This is a genomic window from Erythrobacter sp. F6033, assembly GCF_023016005.1.
GTDB lineage: Bacteria > Pseudomonadota > Alphaproteobacteria > Sphingomonadales > Sphingomonadaceae > Erythrobacter.
Map to the genome: position 1 here is coordinate 150,896 of NZ_JALKAZ010000002.1, position 17,811 is coordinate 168,706.

13 protein-coding genes are annotated in these 17,811 nt (G+C 57.3%); 7 read left to right on the forward strand and 6 right to left on the reverse strand.

The annotated features are described in order from the left end of the window. Window positions 1–14: 14 nt before the first annotated feature. Together MWU39_RS12800 and MWU39_RS12805 are read left to right on the forward strand one after the other, a co-directional pair. Complete coding sequence (locus tag MWU39_RS12800; RefSeq protein ID WP_247160526.1) at window positions 15–2,789, forward strand: [protein-PII] uridylyltransferase; 2,775 nt, start codon at window positions 15–17, stop codon at window positions 2,787–2,789. 105 nt (window positions 2,790–2,894) lie between these two features. Then, complete coding sequence (locus MWU39_RS12805) at window positions 2,895–5,219, forward strand: TonB-dependent receptor (protein WP_247160527.1); 2,325 nt, start codon at window positions 2,895–2,897, stop codon at window positions 5,217–5,219. A 57-nt stretch (window positions 5,220–5,276) separates the two neighbouring features. Here the strand turns inward: MWU39_RS12805 and MWU39_RS12810 are convergent, their stop codons facing one another. Together MWU39_RS12810 and MWU39_RS12815 are read right to left on the reverse strand one after the other, a co-directional pair. Then, the gene (locus MWU39_RS12810) at window positions 5,277–5,729 is read right to left on the reverse strand and encodes a hypothetical protein (RefSeq protein ID WP_247160528.1); all 453 of its coding nucleotides are present in this window, start codon (window positions 5,727–5,729) and stop codon (window positions 5,277–5,279) included. Next, window positions 5,722–6,387 (reverse strand): YggS family pyridoxal phosphate-dependent enzyme, encoded by a 666-nt coding sequence (locus MWU39_RS12815; RefSeq protein ID WP_247160529.1) that lies wholly within the window; start codon window positions 6,385–6,387, stop codon window positions 5,722–5,724. Before MWU39_RS12815 ends, MWU39_RS12810 begins: the two co-directional genes overlap by 8 nt. Between MWU39_RS12815 and MWU39_RS12820 the strand changes: the two genes are divergently transcribed. The 5 genes from MWU39_RS12820 to MWU39_RS12840 all read left to right on the forward strand — a co-directional run bounded on the left by MWU39_RS12820 (window position 6,371) and on the right by MWU39_RS12840 (window position 12,536). Next, entirely contained in the window at window positions 6,371–6,946 is a 576-nt protein-coding gene (locus tag MWU39_RS12820) for a thiamine phosphate synthase (protein WP_348646398.1), read from the forward strand. The two genes, MWU39_RS12815 and MWU39_RS12820, sit on opposite strands and share 17 nt — an antisense overlap. Before the next feature lie 61 nt (window positions 6,947–7,007). Further along, complete coding sequence (locus MWU39_RS12825) at window positions 7,008–9,404, forward strand: DNA translocase FtsK 4TM domain-containing protein (protein ID WP_247160530.1); 2,397 nt, start codon at window positions 7,008–7,010, stop codon at window positions 9,402–9,404. Window positions 9,405–9,660: 256 nt separating this feature from the next. Then, entirely contained in the window at window positions 9,661–10,521 is an 861-nt protein-coding gene (locus tag MWU39_RS12830) for a hypothetical protein (RefSeq protein ID WP_247160531.1), read from the forward strand. A gap of 139 nt (window positions 10,522–10,660) precedes the next feature. Then, window positions 10,661–11,599 carry a 7TM domain-containing protein gene (locus MWU39_RS12835; protein ID WP_247160532.1) on the forward strand — a complete coding sequence of 313 codons (939 nt, stop codon included), beginning with the start codon at window positions 10,661–10,663 and terminating at the stop codon, window positions 11,597–11,599. Between the two features lie 52 nt (window positions 11,600–11,651). Then, window positions 11,652–12,536 carry a sugar-transfer associated ATP-grasp domain-containing protein gene (locus MWU39_RS12840; protein WP_247160533.1) on the forward strand — a complete coding sequence of 295 codons (885 nt, stop codon included), beginning with the start codon at window positions 11,652–11,654 and terminating at the stop codon, window positions 12,534–12,536. On the opposite strand, the gene MWU39_RS12845 is transcribed toward MWU39_RS12840, so the two are convergent. The 4 genes from MWU39_RS12845 to MWU39_RS12860 form a co-directional block, all read right to left on the reverse strand. After that, window positions 12,529–13,617, reverse strand: coding sequence for a substrate-binding domain-containing protein (locus MWU39_RS12845; RefSeq protein ID WP_247160534.1), 1,089 nt, complete (start codon window positions 13,615–13,617; stop codon window positions 12,529–12,531). The genes MWU39_RS12840 and MWU39_RS12845 overlap by 8 nt on opposite strands. Window positions 13,618–13,701: 84 nt before the next feature. Next, window positions 13,702–15,054: a porin gene (locus MWU39_RS12850; RefSeq protein WP_247160535.1), complete on the reverse strand. Its 1,353-nt coding sequence runs from the start codon at window positions 15,052–15,054 to the stop codon at window positions 13,702–13,704. Window positions 15,055–15,177: 123 nt separating this feature from the next. Further along, on the reverse strand, window positions 15,178–15,573 hold the full coding sequence (locus MWU39_RS12855) for an acyl-CoA thioesterase (RefSeq protein WP_247160536.1): 396 nt from the start codon (window positions 15,571–15,573) through the stop codon (window positions 15,178–15,180). Next, window positions 15,570–17,759 (reverse strand): S9 family peptidase, encoded by a 2,190-nt coding sequence (locus MWU39_RS12860; RefSeq protein ID WP_247160537.1) that lies wholly within the window; start codon window positions 17,757–17,759, stop codon window positions 15,570–15,572. Before MWU39_RS12860 ends, MWU39_RS12855 begins: the two co-directional genes overlap by 4 nt. Window positions 17,760–17,811 lie beyond the last annotated feature (52 nt).

A 17,811-nucleotide genomic window follows, 5' to 3' on the forward strand; every position in this document is an offset into this window, starting at 1 on the left:
GATATGGGGACGCGATGACTGACTGGACACATCCCAGCCGCCGCGTCCCCAAACAGCGCGCGATCATTGATCGGCGGGCAATCGCTGAGCGCATCAACGATCTTGTTGTCGAGCACGGTGAGAAAGCGCGGCTTGAGGTCGTGGGCGCTCTGCAGGAAGCCTTAGAGAGCGGACGCGCCGAACTTGCGGCGAGGTTGTTGGCAAATCCCTCTGCGGGCCATGATTGCACCACCGGTCATGCTTTTCTGGTCGATCAATTGGTCCGTGTGATCCACGACTATGTTACCGAGCATGTCTATCCGGTTCACAACCGGACGGCGGCGGAGCGGCTCGCGATTATGGCGGTCGGCGGATATGGCCGCGCCGAAATGGCTCCGCATTCTGATGTGGACATCGCATTCATTACACCGATGAAGCGCGCACCATGGTGTGAGCAAGTGATCGAAGCGATGCTCTATTTGATGTGGGATCTCGGTCTGAAGGTCGGCCATTCGAGCCGCACGGTCAGCGACACGATGAAAATGGCGCGTGAAGATCTCACGATCCGCACCGCCTTGCTCGAAGGGCGTCTCATCTGGGGCGATCAGGGCACGTATGAAGAGCTGCGCCAGAGATTCTGGCAAGAGGTTGTGCAGGGGAGCGAAAAGCTGTTCCTGACGCAAAAGCTCGAAGAGCGAAACCAACGCCACAAACGGATGGGCGACAGCCGGTACGTGGTTGAGCCGAACGTCAAAGAAGGCAAAGGCGGTCTGCGTGACCTCCAAACGCTATACTGGATCGGCAAATACACGCACCGCGTTGATAGTGCCGCCCAGCTGGTGGATGTTGGGCTGTTCACGATACAAGAATATCGCAGTTTTCGCCGCGCAGAGTCATTCCTGCTGGCGGTGCGTTGTCATATGCATGACCTCACCGACAGAGCCGAAGACCGACTAACCTTCGACCTTCAGCGCCAGGTTGCCGAGCGCATGAATTTTGCCGATCGTCCGGGCAAAAGCGCGGTCGAACGCTTCATGCAGTATTACTTCATGCAAGCGAAACGCGTGGGTAGCCTTACGGGTGTGTTCCTTTCCCACCTTGAGGACGAGACATCCAAATCAAAGGTGCGCAGCGGCTTTTTCGCTGGGTGGGGCCAGAAAAAGCGCAACCTCAAAGGCTATGTGGTCGAAGGGGGCCGGATTCGAGCGCCCAGCGATGATTGGTTTGCCAAAGACCCCGTGCGCCTGATTGAGATATTCCAACTGGCTGAGGCCGATGGCCTCGAAATCCATCCCAAGACGATGCGGCAATTGGGCCGCGACACGAAACTGATCACGGCTGCGGTGCGCAAGGACCCACGCGCCAATGCATTGTTCCTCGATCTGCTGGGCGGGCGCAATGATCCGGAAACGGCCCTGCGCTGGATGAACGAAGCCGGTGTGTTCGGGCGTTTCGTGCCTGATTTTGGCCGCGTGAACGCGCAGATGCAGTTCGATATGTATCACCATTACACGGTCGACGAGCATACAATCCGCGCGATCGGGTTGCTGAGCCAGATCGAACGCGGCTTGCTGGAAAAAGACCACCCGCGCGCGACCCGTGTGATCCACAAGATTGCTTCACGCCGCGCGCTCTATGTCGCGGTTCTGCTCCATGACATTGCAAAGGGGCGCGGAGGCGACCACTCAGTACTCGGCGCGGAAGTCGCGCGGAAACTCTGCCCGCGGTTTGGACTGGATCAGAAGGAAACCGATCTGGTCGCGTGGTTGGTTCTGCAGCATCTTTTGATGAGTTCCACAGCGCAAAAGCGCGATTTGACGGATCCCAAAACAATCGAAGACTTCGTCGGCGAGGTGCGCAGCGTTGAGCGTTTGCGAAATCTGGCGATCCTGACCGCCGTTGATATTCGCGCCGTGGGTCCGGGCACTTGGAACAGCTGGAAAGGCCAGTTGCTTGGCGAGTTGTTCGACGCCTCGCAGGAACGGATGCGGCTGGGCCACAAACGACACGGCCGCGCAGAGCGAGTCGCCGCCAAGAAAGCTGCGACCGCAGAATTGCTGGGCGAAAAGGCAATTCTGGTCGAGCAAGCCGATGAATTGCTGGCCGACGCGTATTGGATCGCCGAACCCGAAGACATTATTGCCAAGAACCTTATCCAGTATGAGGAAGCGCAGCGGATCAAGGATCACCTGTCCATCCATTGCGAGGCAGACGAAGAACGCGGCGCCACTCTGGTGACTGTGATCGCTCCAGACCATCCTGGCCTGTTCTACCGCATGGCGGGCGGCATGCATTTGGCAGGTGCCAACATCATTGATGCCCGCATCCACACAGCTTTGAACGGCTATGCTTTCGACAATTTTCTGGTGCAGGACTTACACGCCCTGCCTTTCCGCGAGGCTTCCCAGATTGATCGACTGAAAGAGGGCATTCGCAAAGCTCTTATGGGCGAAGGGGAGCTTGTGCCGAGACTCGCCGCGCGCCCACTGTCGCACTCGCGGGCCAAAGCATTCGAAGTCGCGCCGAGCGTGAACTTCGATAACCTTGCATCGAATAATTTCACGGTCGTGGAAATCTCCGCCCGGGACCGACCAGCGCTTTTGAACAGGCTTGCACACGCGCTCTATAAGGCGAATCTGATCGTGCAGTCCGCCCATATCACGGCGTATGGCGAAACTGCGGTCGATACGTTCTACGTGACCGACCTGACGGGAGCGAAAGTGACCGTTCCCGAACGCCTTGCTGAGATCGAGAAAGACCTGCTCGAAGCGGCCAGCGACCGAAAGCAGCGCCAACTCGAAAAGGCCTGATGTCGGAACCTATCTGGCGTTCGTAGATTACGTGCGAAGAAGTAGGTTGCATTTCGTGAACGTATCAGTACACGCGACGGCCCCTACGTCATGGAGAGATGTAACATGAATTTCCGTACCCCCGTAAAGCGCGCTCCTGCGCTGACCAAAGCAGCCCTTCTGCTTTGCACCGCTGCAGCGTTCCCCGTCGCGGCTCAGGCTCAAGACACAGCTGAAACCGACGAAGAAACCACCGAAGAGCGCGGCACACTTGCCAATATCGGCAATATCATTGTGACCGGCACGAAAACCCAGAACCCGGAAGACGTTCAAGATGTGCCGCTGGCCGTAACCGCCTTCAACTCTGACACACTCGAAGCCTTCAAGGTTCGCGATGTTCAGGGCCTGACATATTCGGCACCGAACGTATCGCTCGACCAAATCGGCACCAGCCGTGGTCAAGCGAACTTCTCGATCCGCGGTCTCGGCATCAACTCGTCGATCCCTTCGATTGACCCAACCGTCGGCGTGTTCGTTGACGGTGTTTACCTCGGCACCAATGGCGGCGTCGTGTTTGACCTGTTCGACCTAGACAGCGTCGAAATTTTGCGCGGTCCGCAAGGCGTGCTGTTCGGCCGCAACGTGACCGGCGGCGCGGTTCTGATCAACACTGGCAACCCAACCGAAGATTTCCGCGGCAAGTTCCGCGCGGCTGTCGACGGTCCGGTTGATGGCGGCCGTGGCGGCGCGAACTACACCGCAAGCGGCGTGATCTCCGGCCCGATTGTTGAAGACACGCTGCTTTTCAAAGTCGGCGCGTATTACAACAACGATCAGGGCTACTTCACCAACCTGTTTGACGGTTCAAACCAAGGTGCGGCTGAAACCTACATCCTGCGCGGCGCGCTTGAAGCCCGTCTCGGCGACCTGACCCTCACTGGTAAAATCGATTACTTCGACAGCGAAGGCGATGGCCCTGCCGCGCAAAACCGCGGCATCTTCGAACGCGACACGTTCGATCTCGCGATCAACAATCGCGGTGCCTATGCCAACGAAACGATCAATGCCTCGCTTACTGCTGAGTGGGACATCGGTCCGGGTACACTGACCAACATCTTTGGCTACCGCGAATATTCGGCGACCACTGATGCTGATATCGATGCAACAACATTGTTCCTGTTCCACTCGAACACCGAGACCGAGCAAGACCAGATTTCGAACGAACTGCGTTATGCGGTTTCGACCGATGCATTCGATCTGACGGTTGGCGGCTTCTATTTCGACCAGTCACTGGCCTATACCGAAGTGCGCGATCTTCCGCCGCTTTCGGCGCTGACCTTCTACGGCGGCGGACGTCAGGATCACGAAGTTCTCGGCGCATTTGCAAGCGGTCAGTTCAAGCTGACCGACAGTTTCTCGATCATTGGCGGCATCCGCTGGAGTCAAGAAACCAAAGACGCAGAAGTCACCTACATCCGCCCACGCGTTGCTTGCTCCGTTGTGGACGGGACTTGCCCGACTTCAGGTGTGAACTCGCTTATCCCAACCGAAAACAACGGTTTCACAGATAGCGTGCGCTTCACCAACTGGTCCCCGAAAGCTGGTGTCCAATATGAGTTCAACGACAGCCAGATTTACGCACACTGGACCCGCGGTTTCCGTTCAGGCGGCTATAACTTCCGCATCACCAACGCGAACGCTTTCGAAGCGATTGCCTTGGCACCGGGCGGTTCGTTCAACTTCGGCGAAGAGCAAGTCGACAACTACGAAATCGGCGGCAAATTCCAGACCGTTGATGGCGCGCTCACTCTGAACGTTGCTGCATACATCACTGAAATTCAGGACATGCAGCGCGAAGTGAACCAGTCATCGGCAACCGCCGGTGTTGCTCAGTCGATCTTCAACACAGCTGACGCGTCGATCTTCGGTGTTGAAGCCGAAGCGCGTATGCAGGTCACAGACTCGTTCATCGTTACGGCCAATATTGGCTTCATCGATGACAGCTATGACGAGATCCTGTTCGACATTTCGGGCGATGGCGTCATCAACGACACCGATCTTGCCTTGCGTTTGCCGCGTGTGCCGGAAGTCACCTGGGGCATGGGCATCATCCACGAATTGTTCCTGGGTGACAGCGAGATCCTGACCCGCATCAACTATCAATACCGCGACGAGTTTGCGTACACTGACAACAACTTCGGTTTTGTTCAGGACATCAGCAACCTCGAAGCAAACGTAACCTGGAACACGCCAATGGATGGCCTGTCGTTCTCGATCTATGGCCGTAACCTGCTTGATCAGGTTCAAGTCGGTGGTGACACCCAGATCCCATTCGGCGGTCCGCTCGGCAACGGTGTAAACCGTCCGTTCGACCCGGCTCCTGCTGCGGGCACATTCTCGCCGCTCAGCAAAGGCCGTCAGCTCGGTATCGAGGCCCTGTTCGAATTCTAATTCGAAACGGTTCTTAGAAACACGGAAAGGGGCGTTCTTCGGAGCGCCCCTTTTTCGTTATTCCGTGATCAAGAGAAGCGCGATGTTTGCGTTGTCGAATAACACAAACCCCCACTCCACGGGCGCACCGGATATCGGGTTCCACAGGCCATCGTAGCGGTTTGAGACTACCGTCAACGCTGTTCGGTCAAAAGCCTCCAGCAACTGGATCGCGCATTGCCGTGCGGTCGCAACATCCAACCAGTCTTGTGAGGGGTTTGAGATGTTTCCCGCCAATGCAGAGGTGATTTCGGCGATGGCCGAACGTGGACTTTCGGGGTCGGCTGATGGATCGAGCAGCTCCCAGTTAAAGCCAATCGGCTTGTAGCCTAGGCCGCTCACGAAACTATCGGCTACGCCCGAATAAAGGCCATTTTCGCCATCACGCGAGGAGGTCTCGACAACAGTTCTGGCGCCGGAGTTCAGGCGCTCCAGCCAGTCGGCTTTGAACTGCCTGAGCGGATCACCCACCACGCGCTCCGAACAATGCTGTGCCCACACGCACATGGGTCGCGCCGAGTTGCACTGCGGTTTCATAGTCACCGCTCATACCCATGGAGAGCCCTTCGACGCCATTGTCAGCGGCAAGCTTTGCAAGGAACGCGAAGAACGGCGCGGGTTCGATGCCTGCTGGCGGCAGGCACATCAGTCCGGCAATCGGAACATTGGCATCGCGCACTTTCCCGAGGAATTCTGGCAATTCGCCAATCGGGCAGCCGCCCTTTTGCTCTTCATCGCCGATATTGACCTGCACAAAGCACGGTACGCGCTTGCCCGCTTTGTCCATCGCCTTAGCGAGCGCTTTCAGCAGGCTGAGGCGGTCGAGCGCATGGATGTAATCAAACATGGCGACTGCATCATCGGCTTTGTTGGATTGAAGCTGGCCAATCAGATGTAGCTCAGCACCGGGATATGCGTCGCGCAAAGCGGGCCACTTTTCTTGGGCCTCCTGAACGCGGTTTTCGCCAAAAACGCGGTGTCCCGCTGCCAGCAAAGGCGCAATCTTGTCAGCAGGATGGGTCTTGCTGACGGCGATCAGGGTAATGTCATCAACCTCACGGCGCGCGGGTTTGCAGATGCGCGCGATATTGGCGTTGACGGCTTCGAGACGGGTGGCTGCACTTTCCATGGTGCCGCGCTATAAGGCCCTCGTGCCGCAAGACCAATCCCTCCCTGCAATCTGGCTCATTTCCGATGCCCGCAACGATGCGGTGCTTGAGAGTGCGTTGAAGCGGTTGCCGCGCGGATCAGGCTTTATCTATCGCCATTATCACCTCGATGGGCGTGCGCGGTACGAACGCTACCTTACCCTGCGCAGGGTTGCGCGAGCATACGATCACACAGTGATATTGGCTGACAGTGCGCTCACCGCGACTGAATGGCGCGCGGACGGCATTTACGGCCCGTCTCGCGCACTTTACCCTCGGCGGAACGGACTGCTGCACCTCGCGACTGCCCACAATATACGCGAAGTCGCCTTGGCGAACCAATTTGGTTCGGATGCCATATTGATTTCACCAATTTTCACCACAAACTCGCATCCTAGCGGCAAAGTGCTCGGCCCCGCGAAGTTCCGCCTGCTCGCAGCGCATTCTAACGCCCCCGTGATCGCGCTGGGCGGTATGAACGCGCATCGCGCGCACACTCTAAACTGGTCCAGATGGGCAGCAATTGACGGCCTCAGCTAGTCGCACACAGCTTGACCGCGAGTCGTCAAGGATTCATGGTGTGTTCCAATAGGAGCAACCCATGGCGAGCCGCGCTATCAACACTCGAAAAACCACCGCAGATTGGCGCGCAGGATTGCGCCGCAGCTTCCGCCGCGCAGCGCAGATGACGGGTGCCGCCGTTTTGCTGGGCAGCATGGTTTTCCTCGCTCTGTCGCTGGCCAGCTACACGCAAACAGACCCGAGCCCCTCCACTGCCGCCTCTGCTGATCAGGTCGGAAATTGGATGGGGCTGAGCGGTGCATGGTTGGCCGATCGTGTGCTGTTTATCTTCGGTCTCCCAGCGCTTCTGCTGCTGCCATTGCTGTACATCTCCGCGCGTAAGCTTTGGCGCGATGTCGAAAATGGCGATGAACCGGAAACGACCCGCTGGTGGCTGCCAGTGGGTTTGCTGCTGGTCGCGATGGCGCTGCTTTCGACTTTTCTCTCACTGGCTTTCGATGCACCCGGCGGCACATTGCCCGCGCAAATGGGCGGTGTTTCCGGCCTTCTGGGCGGGTCCGCGGTTGAAGCAATCGCAACCCGCTTTGGCGAAGGCGCTTCTGGCTGGATCACACTCGGCGCATTGGTCGCCTGTCTCGCGGGCGGCGTCACCCTTGTTACGCGCGTGTTCGCCATTGATTGGCGCGCGTTATTGACGCTTCCAAAATTTGTCAGTGAAAGCACGATTGGCAATGCAATCCTCTCACGAATTCCCTTTGTCGGAGGCGGCCGTCAACCACAGTTGACCTATGTCGACGAGGACGAGACCGAAGCTCCGGCGGCCACGGCGCGCCGAACGGCTAAGGTGGAAACGCCCGAGCGCCCCAGCCCGGCGCCGCGCCGCGCTCCCGAGATTACCGATCCTTCGGCGCCCCCGAAAAAGGCAACACCAGCAAAGCAGAACCAGAGCGACATGTTCGCGACCTACAACCTGCCAAGCCTAGAATTGCTGGCGGAGCCGCCCGAAGATCTCGGGCCAAAGCTCGACAAGCTGGCGCTGGAGCGCAATGCCCGCTTGCTCGAAAACGTGCTCGATGATTTCAACGTAAAAGGCGAGATTACCGCTGTTCGCACTGGCCCCGTGGTCACCATGTACGAGCTCGAACCAGCGCCGGGCATCAAAGCGAGCCGCGTTGTAGGCCTTGCCGAGGATATTGCGCGCAACATGTCGGCCATTTCCGCCCGTGTTTCGCCCATTCCTGGCAAAACGGTGATGGGGATCGAACTGCCCAACACTGATCGCCAGATGGTGATGCTCAAGGAATTGGCCGCTTGCGCGGACTTTGCCGAGAACAAGGGCAATCTGCCGATCATTCTGGGTAAGGACATTGCTGGTGAGCCGATCATCGCCGATCTCGCTGCTATGCCGCACTTGCTGGTCGCGGGGACAACCGGCTCCGGTAAGTCGGTCGGCCTCAACTGCATCCTGCTCTCGCTGCTCTATCACTTCACGCCTGCGGAATGCCGTTTGATCCTGATCGATCCGAAGGTGTTGGAGCTTAAGAGCTACGACGATATCCCGCACCTGCTCTCGCCTGTTGTTACCGAGCCGCACAAGTCGGTTCGGGCGCTCAAATGGGCGGTTGAGGAGATGGAGCGCCGTTACCGGATGATGAGCTCGGTGAATTCGCGCAATATCAATTCATTTAACGAGAAAGTTCGGACCGCAGCCGCCAAGGGCAAACCGCTGGGTCGCCGCGTGCAGACAGGGTTCGATCCCGACACTGGCGAGCAGCTGTATGAGGAAGAACAGCTCGATTACGAACCCCTGCCCCAGATCGTTCTGATCGTCGATGAACTCGCCGATTTGATGGTCACCGTCGGCAAGGAAATCGAAGTTTTGATTCAGCGACTTAGCCAGAAATCGCGCGCTGCGGGTATCCACCTGATCATGGCGACACAGCGCCCATCGGTTGATGTCATCACTGGTGTCATCAAAGCCAACCTGCCGACCCGGATCAGCTTTAAAGTCACCAGCCGCATCGACAGCCGGACAATCCTGGGTGAGCAAGGCGCGGAACAGCTGCTCGGCAAAGGCGATATGCTGTATAAGCCGAACACAGGCGCGACCGTTCGCGTCCACGGCCCGTTCGTGAGCGACGAAGAAGTTGAAGCGGTTGCCGATTTTTGGAGGGCTCAAGGCTCTCCCGAGTACATTGAGGCGGTCACCGAAGAGCCGGCAGATGGCGGCGGGTTGAATTTCGAAGATGATTTGACCGCTTCGGACAACCCCGATGAACGCAAATATCGTCAGGCGTGCCAGATTGTGATCGAGAACCAGAAAGCGTCCGGCTCTTGGCTCCAACGTCAAATGGGCGTTGGTTATAACACCGCTGCCAAATGGATTGAGCGGATGGAAAGCGAAGGCCTCGTCGGCCCGGCAAACCATGTCGGCCGGCGCGAAATCTTCCGCGATCAGGATGGCAATCCGCTCTAATCCGTCTTTGCGGCGTATGGCGGAGTAACGCGCGCCTCGCAGAATTCCGTAGAGTAAAGTTAATCGCCGTGCGTCGAAGCTTGGCGTCCAGAGCGCGCAATTACGTGTTTTTTACCGTGTTTTACATGGTTTAAGATCAAGGTTAGGAATTTCTAAATTCTCACTGCGTATTCCCACGCAGATGACAAATCGAACCGTCTTGAATCGTCTCATTTTGGCCGCTTCGCGTGCGCTCGGCGCCCTTAGCCTGGCCGTCGTGCCGGCAACTGCAGCCGCGCAGGATGAAGAAGGATGGAAACTGGAGCCCGACGCACGGGTTGAAGTGTCCTTTGTCAGCGCAGAAAGCACCACCCGGGACGAACAATTGGTCGTCGATGGCGATGCCTTCACTGTGCGCGGGCAGGTTGGCGTCAATCTTGAAAATGATAGCACGCGGTTCCGGCTTGAAGCGGACAGAATTGAGGTCTTGCGCTTGGGCGAAGGCCGCAGCAACACCGCCCGCGACCGGTTTACCGCGCGGATTCAACACGATCTCAACGACAAATGGGAAATCGAAGCACGGGCGCGTCATTACGATGATTTTGTCACAGCTGAATCCAGCAACACCGATGAACTTCAAGGTTCCGTCGCAGTCACCTATGAGCCTGAGCGGGCGCACCGCTTCCGAGTGCGGGGAACGTGGCGCGATCGCGAATATGACAACGGAAGCGACCAAGCGACACGAGGCGAAGGTGCGCGCATCGATGCGCAATACCGCCACCGGATGGGTCGCTACCACTATCTGACATTCGATTTGCGGGCGGAATCCATCGAATCCGATGATCCACTGCGCGGCTTTGAACGCCAATCCGCGAGTGTTTCCTACACAAAGCCGATCACACCCGATCTCCGCGTGCGACCGGCCTTACAGTTCCTGAACACACGCTTTGATGGCCGCCTGACCGACACTGGCGCACAGCGCAACGATCAGCTGATCGTGCCCGAAGTCGAAGTGCTTTGGTGGCCAGCCAATTGGCGCGTCGAAGCCGAAGCGAAGTATATTTTCTCTGACAGCAATGAGCCCGTGCGCGAGCGCGAAGGGTACCGGCTAACTCTATCGGTAGGGTATGTATTCTGATCTGATCTCAAAAATCAGGCGGATACGGGATCGCGCGACCCCTCAGGTCAGGCGTCCATTCTATATCGGCCTTGGCGTGGGCCTTGCGCTCGCGGTGCTTGTGGCACTGGGTCTCTCTAATACAGAGACCTTTTTTGCTATGCCCTCGTCATTCGGCGAGCAGGCAACGTCGCAGGCTATCTGGGGTCTGAAGCCGTCCAACTTGCTGATGGTTCTACCGCTGGGCGCGTTTCTGGTCGTGCTGGCCCGCAGCTTTGTCGGGCTGAAAGCATTCGGCCTGTTCACACCGATGCTGATCGCGCTGGCATTCCTTCAGATCGGCCCGATCATGGGCCCGGTGGTCTTGGGATCATCGGTCCTCGCCGGAATGATTATGACCCCGACATTGCTCAAACTGCGTATGACACGGGTTGGCTTTCTCGGGGTGCTTATCTCTTCGATTGTGCTCGTTCTTGTGGCGCTTCAAGCGATCCTCGATACCAAACTGCAAGTGGATGCCTTCCCTGTTATTGTTTGCGCACTCGTTGTTGAACGTTGGTGGCGACAATGGGAGAAAGACGGCGCGAAAGAGGCCGCTTGGCAAGCGTTCAACACCTTCATGATCTCGGTGGTCATCCAATTCGTGATGGTCTCGCACATCGCGCTGATGCTGATCGAATGGTCGCCGCTGCTTATGCCAGCATTCACAGGTCTCGCGATTGCCATTCTCGGTCGATATCGCGGGTTGCGGCTTACCGAAATACACCGGTTTGCGCCGATCTGGCTTGAGCGGCGACGGGTCGCCAAGCGAATGGATCTACCCGAAGGGGTGGAAGAAGATCGACGCGTTGGCGCTCCAGACACAAGGCGAGTCCCGACCGAAGCGCTCGCCGAAGAAGCACCCGAAGACGTGCCGGAAAGCATACCGATCGAATTGCATGAGCGCGGGCCTCCGCAGGGCAAAGCACCCGCGAACAGCGCTCAATTCGAACCACCGCTGAAACCCAATAGCGAGGCGCAATTTGCGGCTCGCTTTGGCACATCTGCAAAGCCTCCAGTCAACAAGACGTGGGTTATAGGATCATCCGAAGATGTTTGAGAGCCTGAGCAAAATCTGGCGCAAGGATAGATCGCGAGCCATCGGACACGGCATGGAGCCTGTACCCTTCGGCTCGATGGAAGAGATACTTGGGATCAACATGCGCAACGCGCTGATCGCGAAATACAATCCGCGCAGCGCGATTGAACGCGCCCGCGATAAAGTTGCCGCAAAAGTCGCTTTGGAGGCAGCGGGCATTGCCTGCACCGGCACGGTGGCCGTGATTGACGACCACCAAAAGCTGGGCGCGTTCAAACCGACGCGGGACATGCCCGATTCCTGGGCGATCAAACCCGCACGCGGTTCGCAAGGCGATGGCATTCTACTGGCTGTGCGGCGCGAAGGGGATGTGTGGTTCAAGGGTTCGGGCACGCCGCTCACCGAAACCGACGTGATGCATCACATCCAGAAGGTCGTGGATGGCGGGTTTTCCGGCGATACGGCGAGCGAGGATGCCGCCCTAATCGAGCCGCTCATTATCGCCGACCCGACCCTCGCCGATCTGGTGCCCGAAGGCCTGCCTGATCTGCGTGTCATCTGCCTGCATGATGAACCGTTGATGGCAATGCTCAGACTGCCGACAAACGCCTCGGACGGCAAAGCCAACCTACACCAACGCGCGATTGGAGCAGGCGTCGATCTCGTAACCGGGCGCATTACCCGCGCGCTTGTGCGCGGAGAGGCGATCACGCACCACCCGGATACCGGCACCAAACTGATTGGATATCAGGTACCCGGATGGGAACGCGTGCTGGAACTTGCGAGCAAGTGCGGTCCGGCTATCGGTCTTGGCTATAGCGGGTCGGACATTGTCCTCGATAAGAACGATGGTCCGCTCATTATCGAGGTCAACGCCCACCCTGGCATCGAAATCCAAAACATCTGCCAGCTTGGCCTAAAGGCGCAGATGGCAGCTGTTGGTGAGGATTTTAAGTAGGCTCGCCGGCTTCTTCCACTTCTGCTGGGGCCGCCCCGCCCAGATCCGCAGCGGTCATCGGGATCTGCTCATTCACGCGGCGCTCGTTCATTGTTTTCTCTTCATCAGGAGAAGCAACGAGACCAATCTCAGCCAGTGGTCCATCGGCATCCCAGCTCTTGACCCACTCTTGAAGATAGAGATCAAGACCAGGGATCGCGCGCATATGCGCTTTCTTCACATAGACATAAAGCGGACGGGCACCTGGGTAAGCAAAGCTTGAGATGTTCTCATAGGTAGGATCGACACCGTTCATCGGCAGACCTTTAACCTTGTCGGCATTCTCTTCGAGATACGAGAATCCGAACACGCCGACTGAGCGAGGATTGCCTTCGATTTTCTGGACAATGAGATTGTCCTGCTCGCCCTGATCAACATAGGCGCCATCCGAACGCACTTCTGTGCAGATCGTCTGGTGGCGATCTTCATCGCTGTCTTTCAGTGCCTTCATCTCAGGATTGCTGTCACAGCCTGCTTCCAACACAAGTTCCTTCAACGCATCGCGCGTGCCCGATGTGCTCGGCGGTCCGTAAACCAGGATTGGCTCATTTGGCAGCGATGGGTCGACATCGGCCCATGTTTTTGCCGTCTGCTCATTGCCGTAAGGGTTGGCGGCCAGCGCTTCGTAAACGATGCGCGGTGACAGGTTCAATGTGATGCCTTCTTTCGCCGAAGCAAAAGCAATACCGTCGAGACCGACTTGCAGCTCGATGATTTCTTCCACACCGTTCGCCTGACAGCGTTCAAATTCCGAAAGCTTCATCCGGCGCGATGCGTTGGCCATATCCGGTGTATCCGCGCCTGCTCCCGAACAAAACAGTTGGATACCTCCGCCTGTTCCGGTCGATTCAATCAATGGCGAATTATAGCCCGGATTGGAGCGCGCAAAGCTTTCCGCAACCTGTTTGGCAAACGGGTAAACCGTCGACGATCCGACCGCACGGATGGAATCGCGTGAGCCACCACCGCCACCGGAACTGTCGCAGCCAGCGAGTGAAATTGAAGCGAGTAGAGCGATTGTAAGAGTCTTGGTCGATTTCATCGAATTTATCCTTTGGATTTCGTCTGATTGAGCAGATATTGTGATCGTATGACGAGCTTGTGACAGAAAATCGGGCGCGATCGGTTAGAAGTCGATCTGCGCGCGGACTGCGAAGACATCGACGCCATAATCGCGGTTGCCTGTGACAGTCGGGAAGACCGCATCCCCGTATTCAAGCCGCCCGTAATTCGCGAGCAGCATTGTGTAATCGGTCGGCTTCCACACGAGTGAGGCGAAATAACCATCCTGAGTTCCGCCGATGACGGTGCCATCATTCAGATCAAGCCGGTCATAGCGCACATTCAATTGAAGCGAGCCCATGCCGCCTTCACCAACCGGATTGGCCGGTTTGGTGCGATCAAACTTGCCACCTTTGTAGCCGCGGGTATCGCCCTTGGTCAGGAAATAACCGACTTCAGCATAGCCGCCGAAGAAATTGGCTGTGTCCGCAACCATCGGCATATCAAGATTTTGCCAGCGGCCTTCGATTGCGGCGTGGAATGACCCGGCAATCACAGCGCCTTCAAGGCCAAACCCGGATTCACTTTCCGCATCCATATTGCCGGTGTTGATGAAACGCTCGCTCGTAAAGCCAACCAGAGGGCGCTGGCGATAACGAACGGTGTTTCCGTCTTCGTATGAGCGGTAATGGGCCGAGCCGCCGAAATGCAGCTGCGCATCGCCGATCTTGGGCATGTAGACGACACGCCCGTTCGCACTCCAATTCTGGTTGGAGAGTCGGTCCATATTGTCGGTAAACACACCGCCTTGGACGAGCACATCGCCTTCGCCATAGGTAACGCCTACGCCGACACGGCGGATAAAGTTAAATGCATCGGTGAACGCCGCACGCTCGATAAAGGATGTGTGCAAGCTGCTGGTCAGTTCTTCCAGACCCTGGAAATTATTGAACTGGCCGACCTGAACATCAACGTTCCCCGTTTCATAAGAGATGATCGCATCGGTGACGGTAAGATCGCTATTGGCGACATCGACTTCGAATTTATAGCCAAAGCCGCCGGGAATATCCCCTGCCACGCCAAGGCGCGCGCGGCGAACGTCATTGCCAAAGCCGTCGTCTCTACCAGTGGAATCGGGCGCATCGACAATGCCAGCGTCATATTGCAGGCGGCCACGCGGTTTGAAGCTCCAGCCGCCTTCGCTCTTAATCTCTGGCGCCCCTTTGAAGCCGATCGAAGCATCATTGCTCGGCTCAGCTTCAGCCACGGCTTTCACTTCTGCAGCATTCGTTTCGGTCTGGGTTTTCGTTTCAGCCAGCTGGCTTTCAAGATTTTCCATCCGCTCTGCCATTTGCGCCATCTCGCCGCGCATTTTGGCGAGCTCTTGCAGAAGCGCCTCTTGCTCCTGCGCAGAAGCAGGCGCCGCAACGGCAGCAAGCAACCCGGCTGATAACAAATATGAAACCTTACGTGTCATTTTTTGTCCCATTCTATGTTGAACGGCACGCGTTTATGACAGGATTGCTACGTGTGAGTGACCAGCACGTTTCGATTTGATGACAGTGGAAAAGTTTTGTGACGCAGCTGAAATTCGCGGCGATCAATTCTGAAACCGTGCGAGCACTTCCGGCCTGACGCGGGCAAGCCGCCCGGTTGCCCGATCCAGCATTGCCCAAGTGGTCTGAGCCGAGACAAGCCGTTTGCCGGATTGATCGGTAAACTCGACATGACGGACAGACTTGGCTCCGCGCGGAGCGTCGGGAATCCACGTCTCACCCTGCGCTGTCTCGCCCGCTGCAATATTGCCGCGATAATCAATCTCGTGCCGGATCACGACCCAAAAGAATTGCTCGCGGTGCGCAGGATCGGCGACCGCATCCCAATGCGCGGTCGCCAAATTCTGAATCCATTGCACCCAAACAGAATTGTTGACGTGGCCAAGCTCGTCAATGTGCTCCGGCGCGGCGGTGAAGGGCTTTGTGAAGCGAGAAGTCACTCGCCCTCCGCTTCGTCAGTCATACCCATTTGCCACAGGATAAAGGCAAACTCTTCGGCGGTTTCGTAGAGCGAATTCCACCGTCCCGATTTGCCGCCATGCCCTGCGCCCATATTGGTTTTCATCAGCAGGACATTGTCATCGGTTTTATACTCGCGCAGCTTCGCGACCCATTTGGCGGGCTCCCAATAGGTGACACGCGGATCGTTGAGCCCTGCGGTCACAAGCATCGGCGGGTAATCCTGAGCCGAGACCTGATCGTATGGCGAGTAAGAGAGGATATAGGCAAACGCCTGCTTGCTCTCGATCGGGTTGCCCCATTCCTGCCATTCGCCCGGTGTCAGCGGCAGTTTGTCATTGAGCATTGTGTTCAGGACATCGACGAACGGTACATGGCTGACGATGGCGCCATATTGCGACGGATCTTGGTTGATGATCGCGCCCATCAATTCGCCGCCTGCCGAGCCGCCGCTGGCAGTGACTTTGCCTTCGGCGGTGTAGCCTTTAGCGATCAAGCCGCGCCCCACATCAACGAAATCATTGAAGGTGTTCGTCCGCTCATTCAGCTTGCCCTGAAGATACCAGCGCCGCCCCAAATCATCGCCGCCGCGAATATGCGCGATGGCATAGGCGAAACCGCGATCAACCAGTGACAGACGCGTGGTCGAAAAGCCCGGAGGGACCGCGTAGCCATAGGCACCGTAGGCATAGAGGTGGAGCGGCCCGCCAGCAGGGCGGTCTTTGCGCATAACCACGCTAACAGGAACCATGGTGCCATCGCGCGCCTGAATCTCGGTGCGCTCGGTCACGTAAAGCGAAGCGTCATAGCCGCTCGGAATTTCCTGCTGCTTGAGCTTTTCGAGCGAACGCGCAGCCACATCGTAATCGAACACCGTGTCAGGCGTGATCATGCTTTCATATGACAGGCGCAATTTGGTCTGATCGTATTCCGGATTGTTGGAGAGGCCTGCGTCATAGCTTGCCTCAGGGAATTCGATCGAACTCAGCGCGGTTGGCGCGTCATATTGGCGGATCTGCACCTGATCGAGGCCGTTCAGGCGTCCTTCTGTGACGAAGAAATCTTTGAAAAGATCAAATCCAGTCAGATAAAACTCGTCCGATCCGGCAATTACCGTTTCCCAATCGCCCGGCGTCTCCAGAGACGCTTTCGCAAGGCGGAAATTGATGTGATCATCATTGGTCCAGACGAACAACTCGCCCTCACGAATGTCGACCGAATATTCGACACCTTTCTGGCGCGCTTTGATCAGCACAGGCTCTGCAGTCGGATTGTCGGCGGGAACGAAGCGTACTTCGCTTGTCTCGTTATCGCCGGTCGCGATGACGAGGTAATCGTCTTGTGCCGTCAGACCCGCGCCGACGCTAAAACTCTCGTCTTCCTCCTTATACAGCGAAACATCGTCGGCCTGATCGGTGCCAATCACATGCAGCTTCGCCTCAAGCGTGCGCCATTCCTCGGTCGAGGGACCGTATACAATCGCGGTATCATTCGCGACCCAGGTGAGGCCGCCGCGCAGGTTGGTCAGTTCATCGACGAGCAATTCGCCAGTCTGCAAATCCTTGATCCGCGCGGTGTAACGTTCCGACCCGTTGGTGTCGGTCGCATAGGCCATGAAACGGCCATTCTTGCTGATCGAAAGCGCGCCAAGCCGGAAATATTCGAGCCCTTCGGCAAGCTCGTTCTGATCGAGAATAAGAACCGCTTCTCCGCCTGCAACGGGCTTGCGCCAATGCTTGCGGTACTGCGAGCCTTCTTCGAACTCGGACCAATAGAGGTATTCGCCCATGCGTTGGGGCACGGTGCTGTCGTCTTCTTTGATCCGCGCGCGCATTTCCTGAAACAGCGTCTCGGTCAGCTCTGCCTGAGGCGCCATCTGCGCCTCGAACCAGGCGTTCTCCGCCTTCACGTAATCAAGAACGTCCTCATCATCGATTGTCGGATAGGATTTGTCGTACAGCCAATCATACGGATCAGAGATCGTGATGCCGTGATGCGTGTAGGTATGCGCACGTTTTTCGGCCTTTGGCGGAGAGGTGGGTGCCTCTTTTGTCACTGAGCTGTTTTCCTCTTGATTGGATGCGTTGTCGGTTGCTTTGGCGGCGCCCGCAGAGCCGAGCGTGATGAGCGCGGCGAGCGATGCGGAAACGATCAGGGGAGTGTTCATCGGGATAGTTGCTCCTTTGAAACATGCCGCTTTGCTGGAAAGCACGGCTGTT

What these genes read in the sequence shown, in the direction of transcription:
- MWU39_RS12800 (WP_247160526.1), top strand. Translation starts at nt 15, where the DNA reads ATGACTGACTGGACACATCCCAGCCGCCGCGTCCCCAAACAGCGCGCG.
- MWU39_RS12805 (WP_247160527.1), top strand. Translation starts at nt 2,895, where the DNA reads ATGAATTTCCGTACCCCCGTAAAGCGCGCTCCTGCGCTGACCAAAGCA.
- MWU39_RS12815 (WP_247160529.1), bottom strand. Translation starts at nt 6,387, where the DNA reads ATGGAAAGTGCAGCCACCCGTCTCGAAGCCGTCAACGCCAATATCGCG.
- MWU39_RS12825 (WP_247160530.1), top strand. Translation starts at nt 7,008, where the DNA reads ATGGCGAGCCGCGCTATCAACACTCGAAAAACCACCGCAGATTGGCGC.
- MWU39_RS12835 (WP_247160532.1), top strand. Translation starts at nt 10,661, where the DNA reads ATGCCCTCGTCATTCGGCGAGCAGGCAACGTCGCAGGCTATCTGGGGT.
- MWU39_RS12840 (WP_247160533.1), top strand. Translation starts at nt 11,652, where the DNA reads ATGGAGCCTGTACCCTTCGGCTCGATGGAAGAGATACTTGGGATCAAC.
- MWU39_RS12845 (WP_247160534.1), bottom strand. Translation starts at nt 13,617, where the DNA reads ATGAAATCGACCAAGACTCTTACAATCGCTCTACTCGCTTCAATTTCA.
- MWU39_RS12850 (WP_247160535.1), bottom strand. Translation starts at nt 15,054, where the DNA reads ATGACACGTAAGGTTTCATATTTGTTATCAGCCGGGTTGCTTGCTGCC.
- MWU39_RS12860 (WP_247160537.1), bottom strand. Translation starts at nt 17,759, where the DNA reads ATGAACACTCCCCTGATCGTTTCCGCATCGCTCGCCGCGCTCATCACG.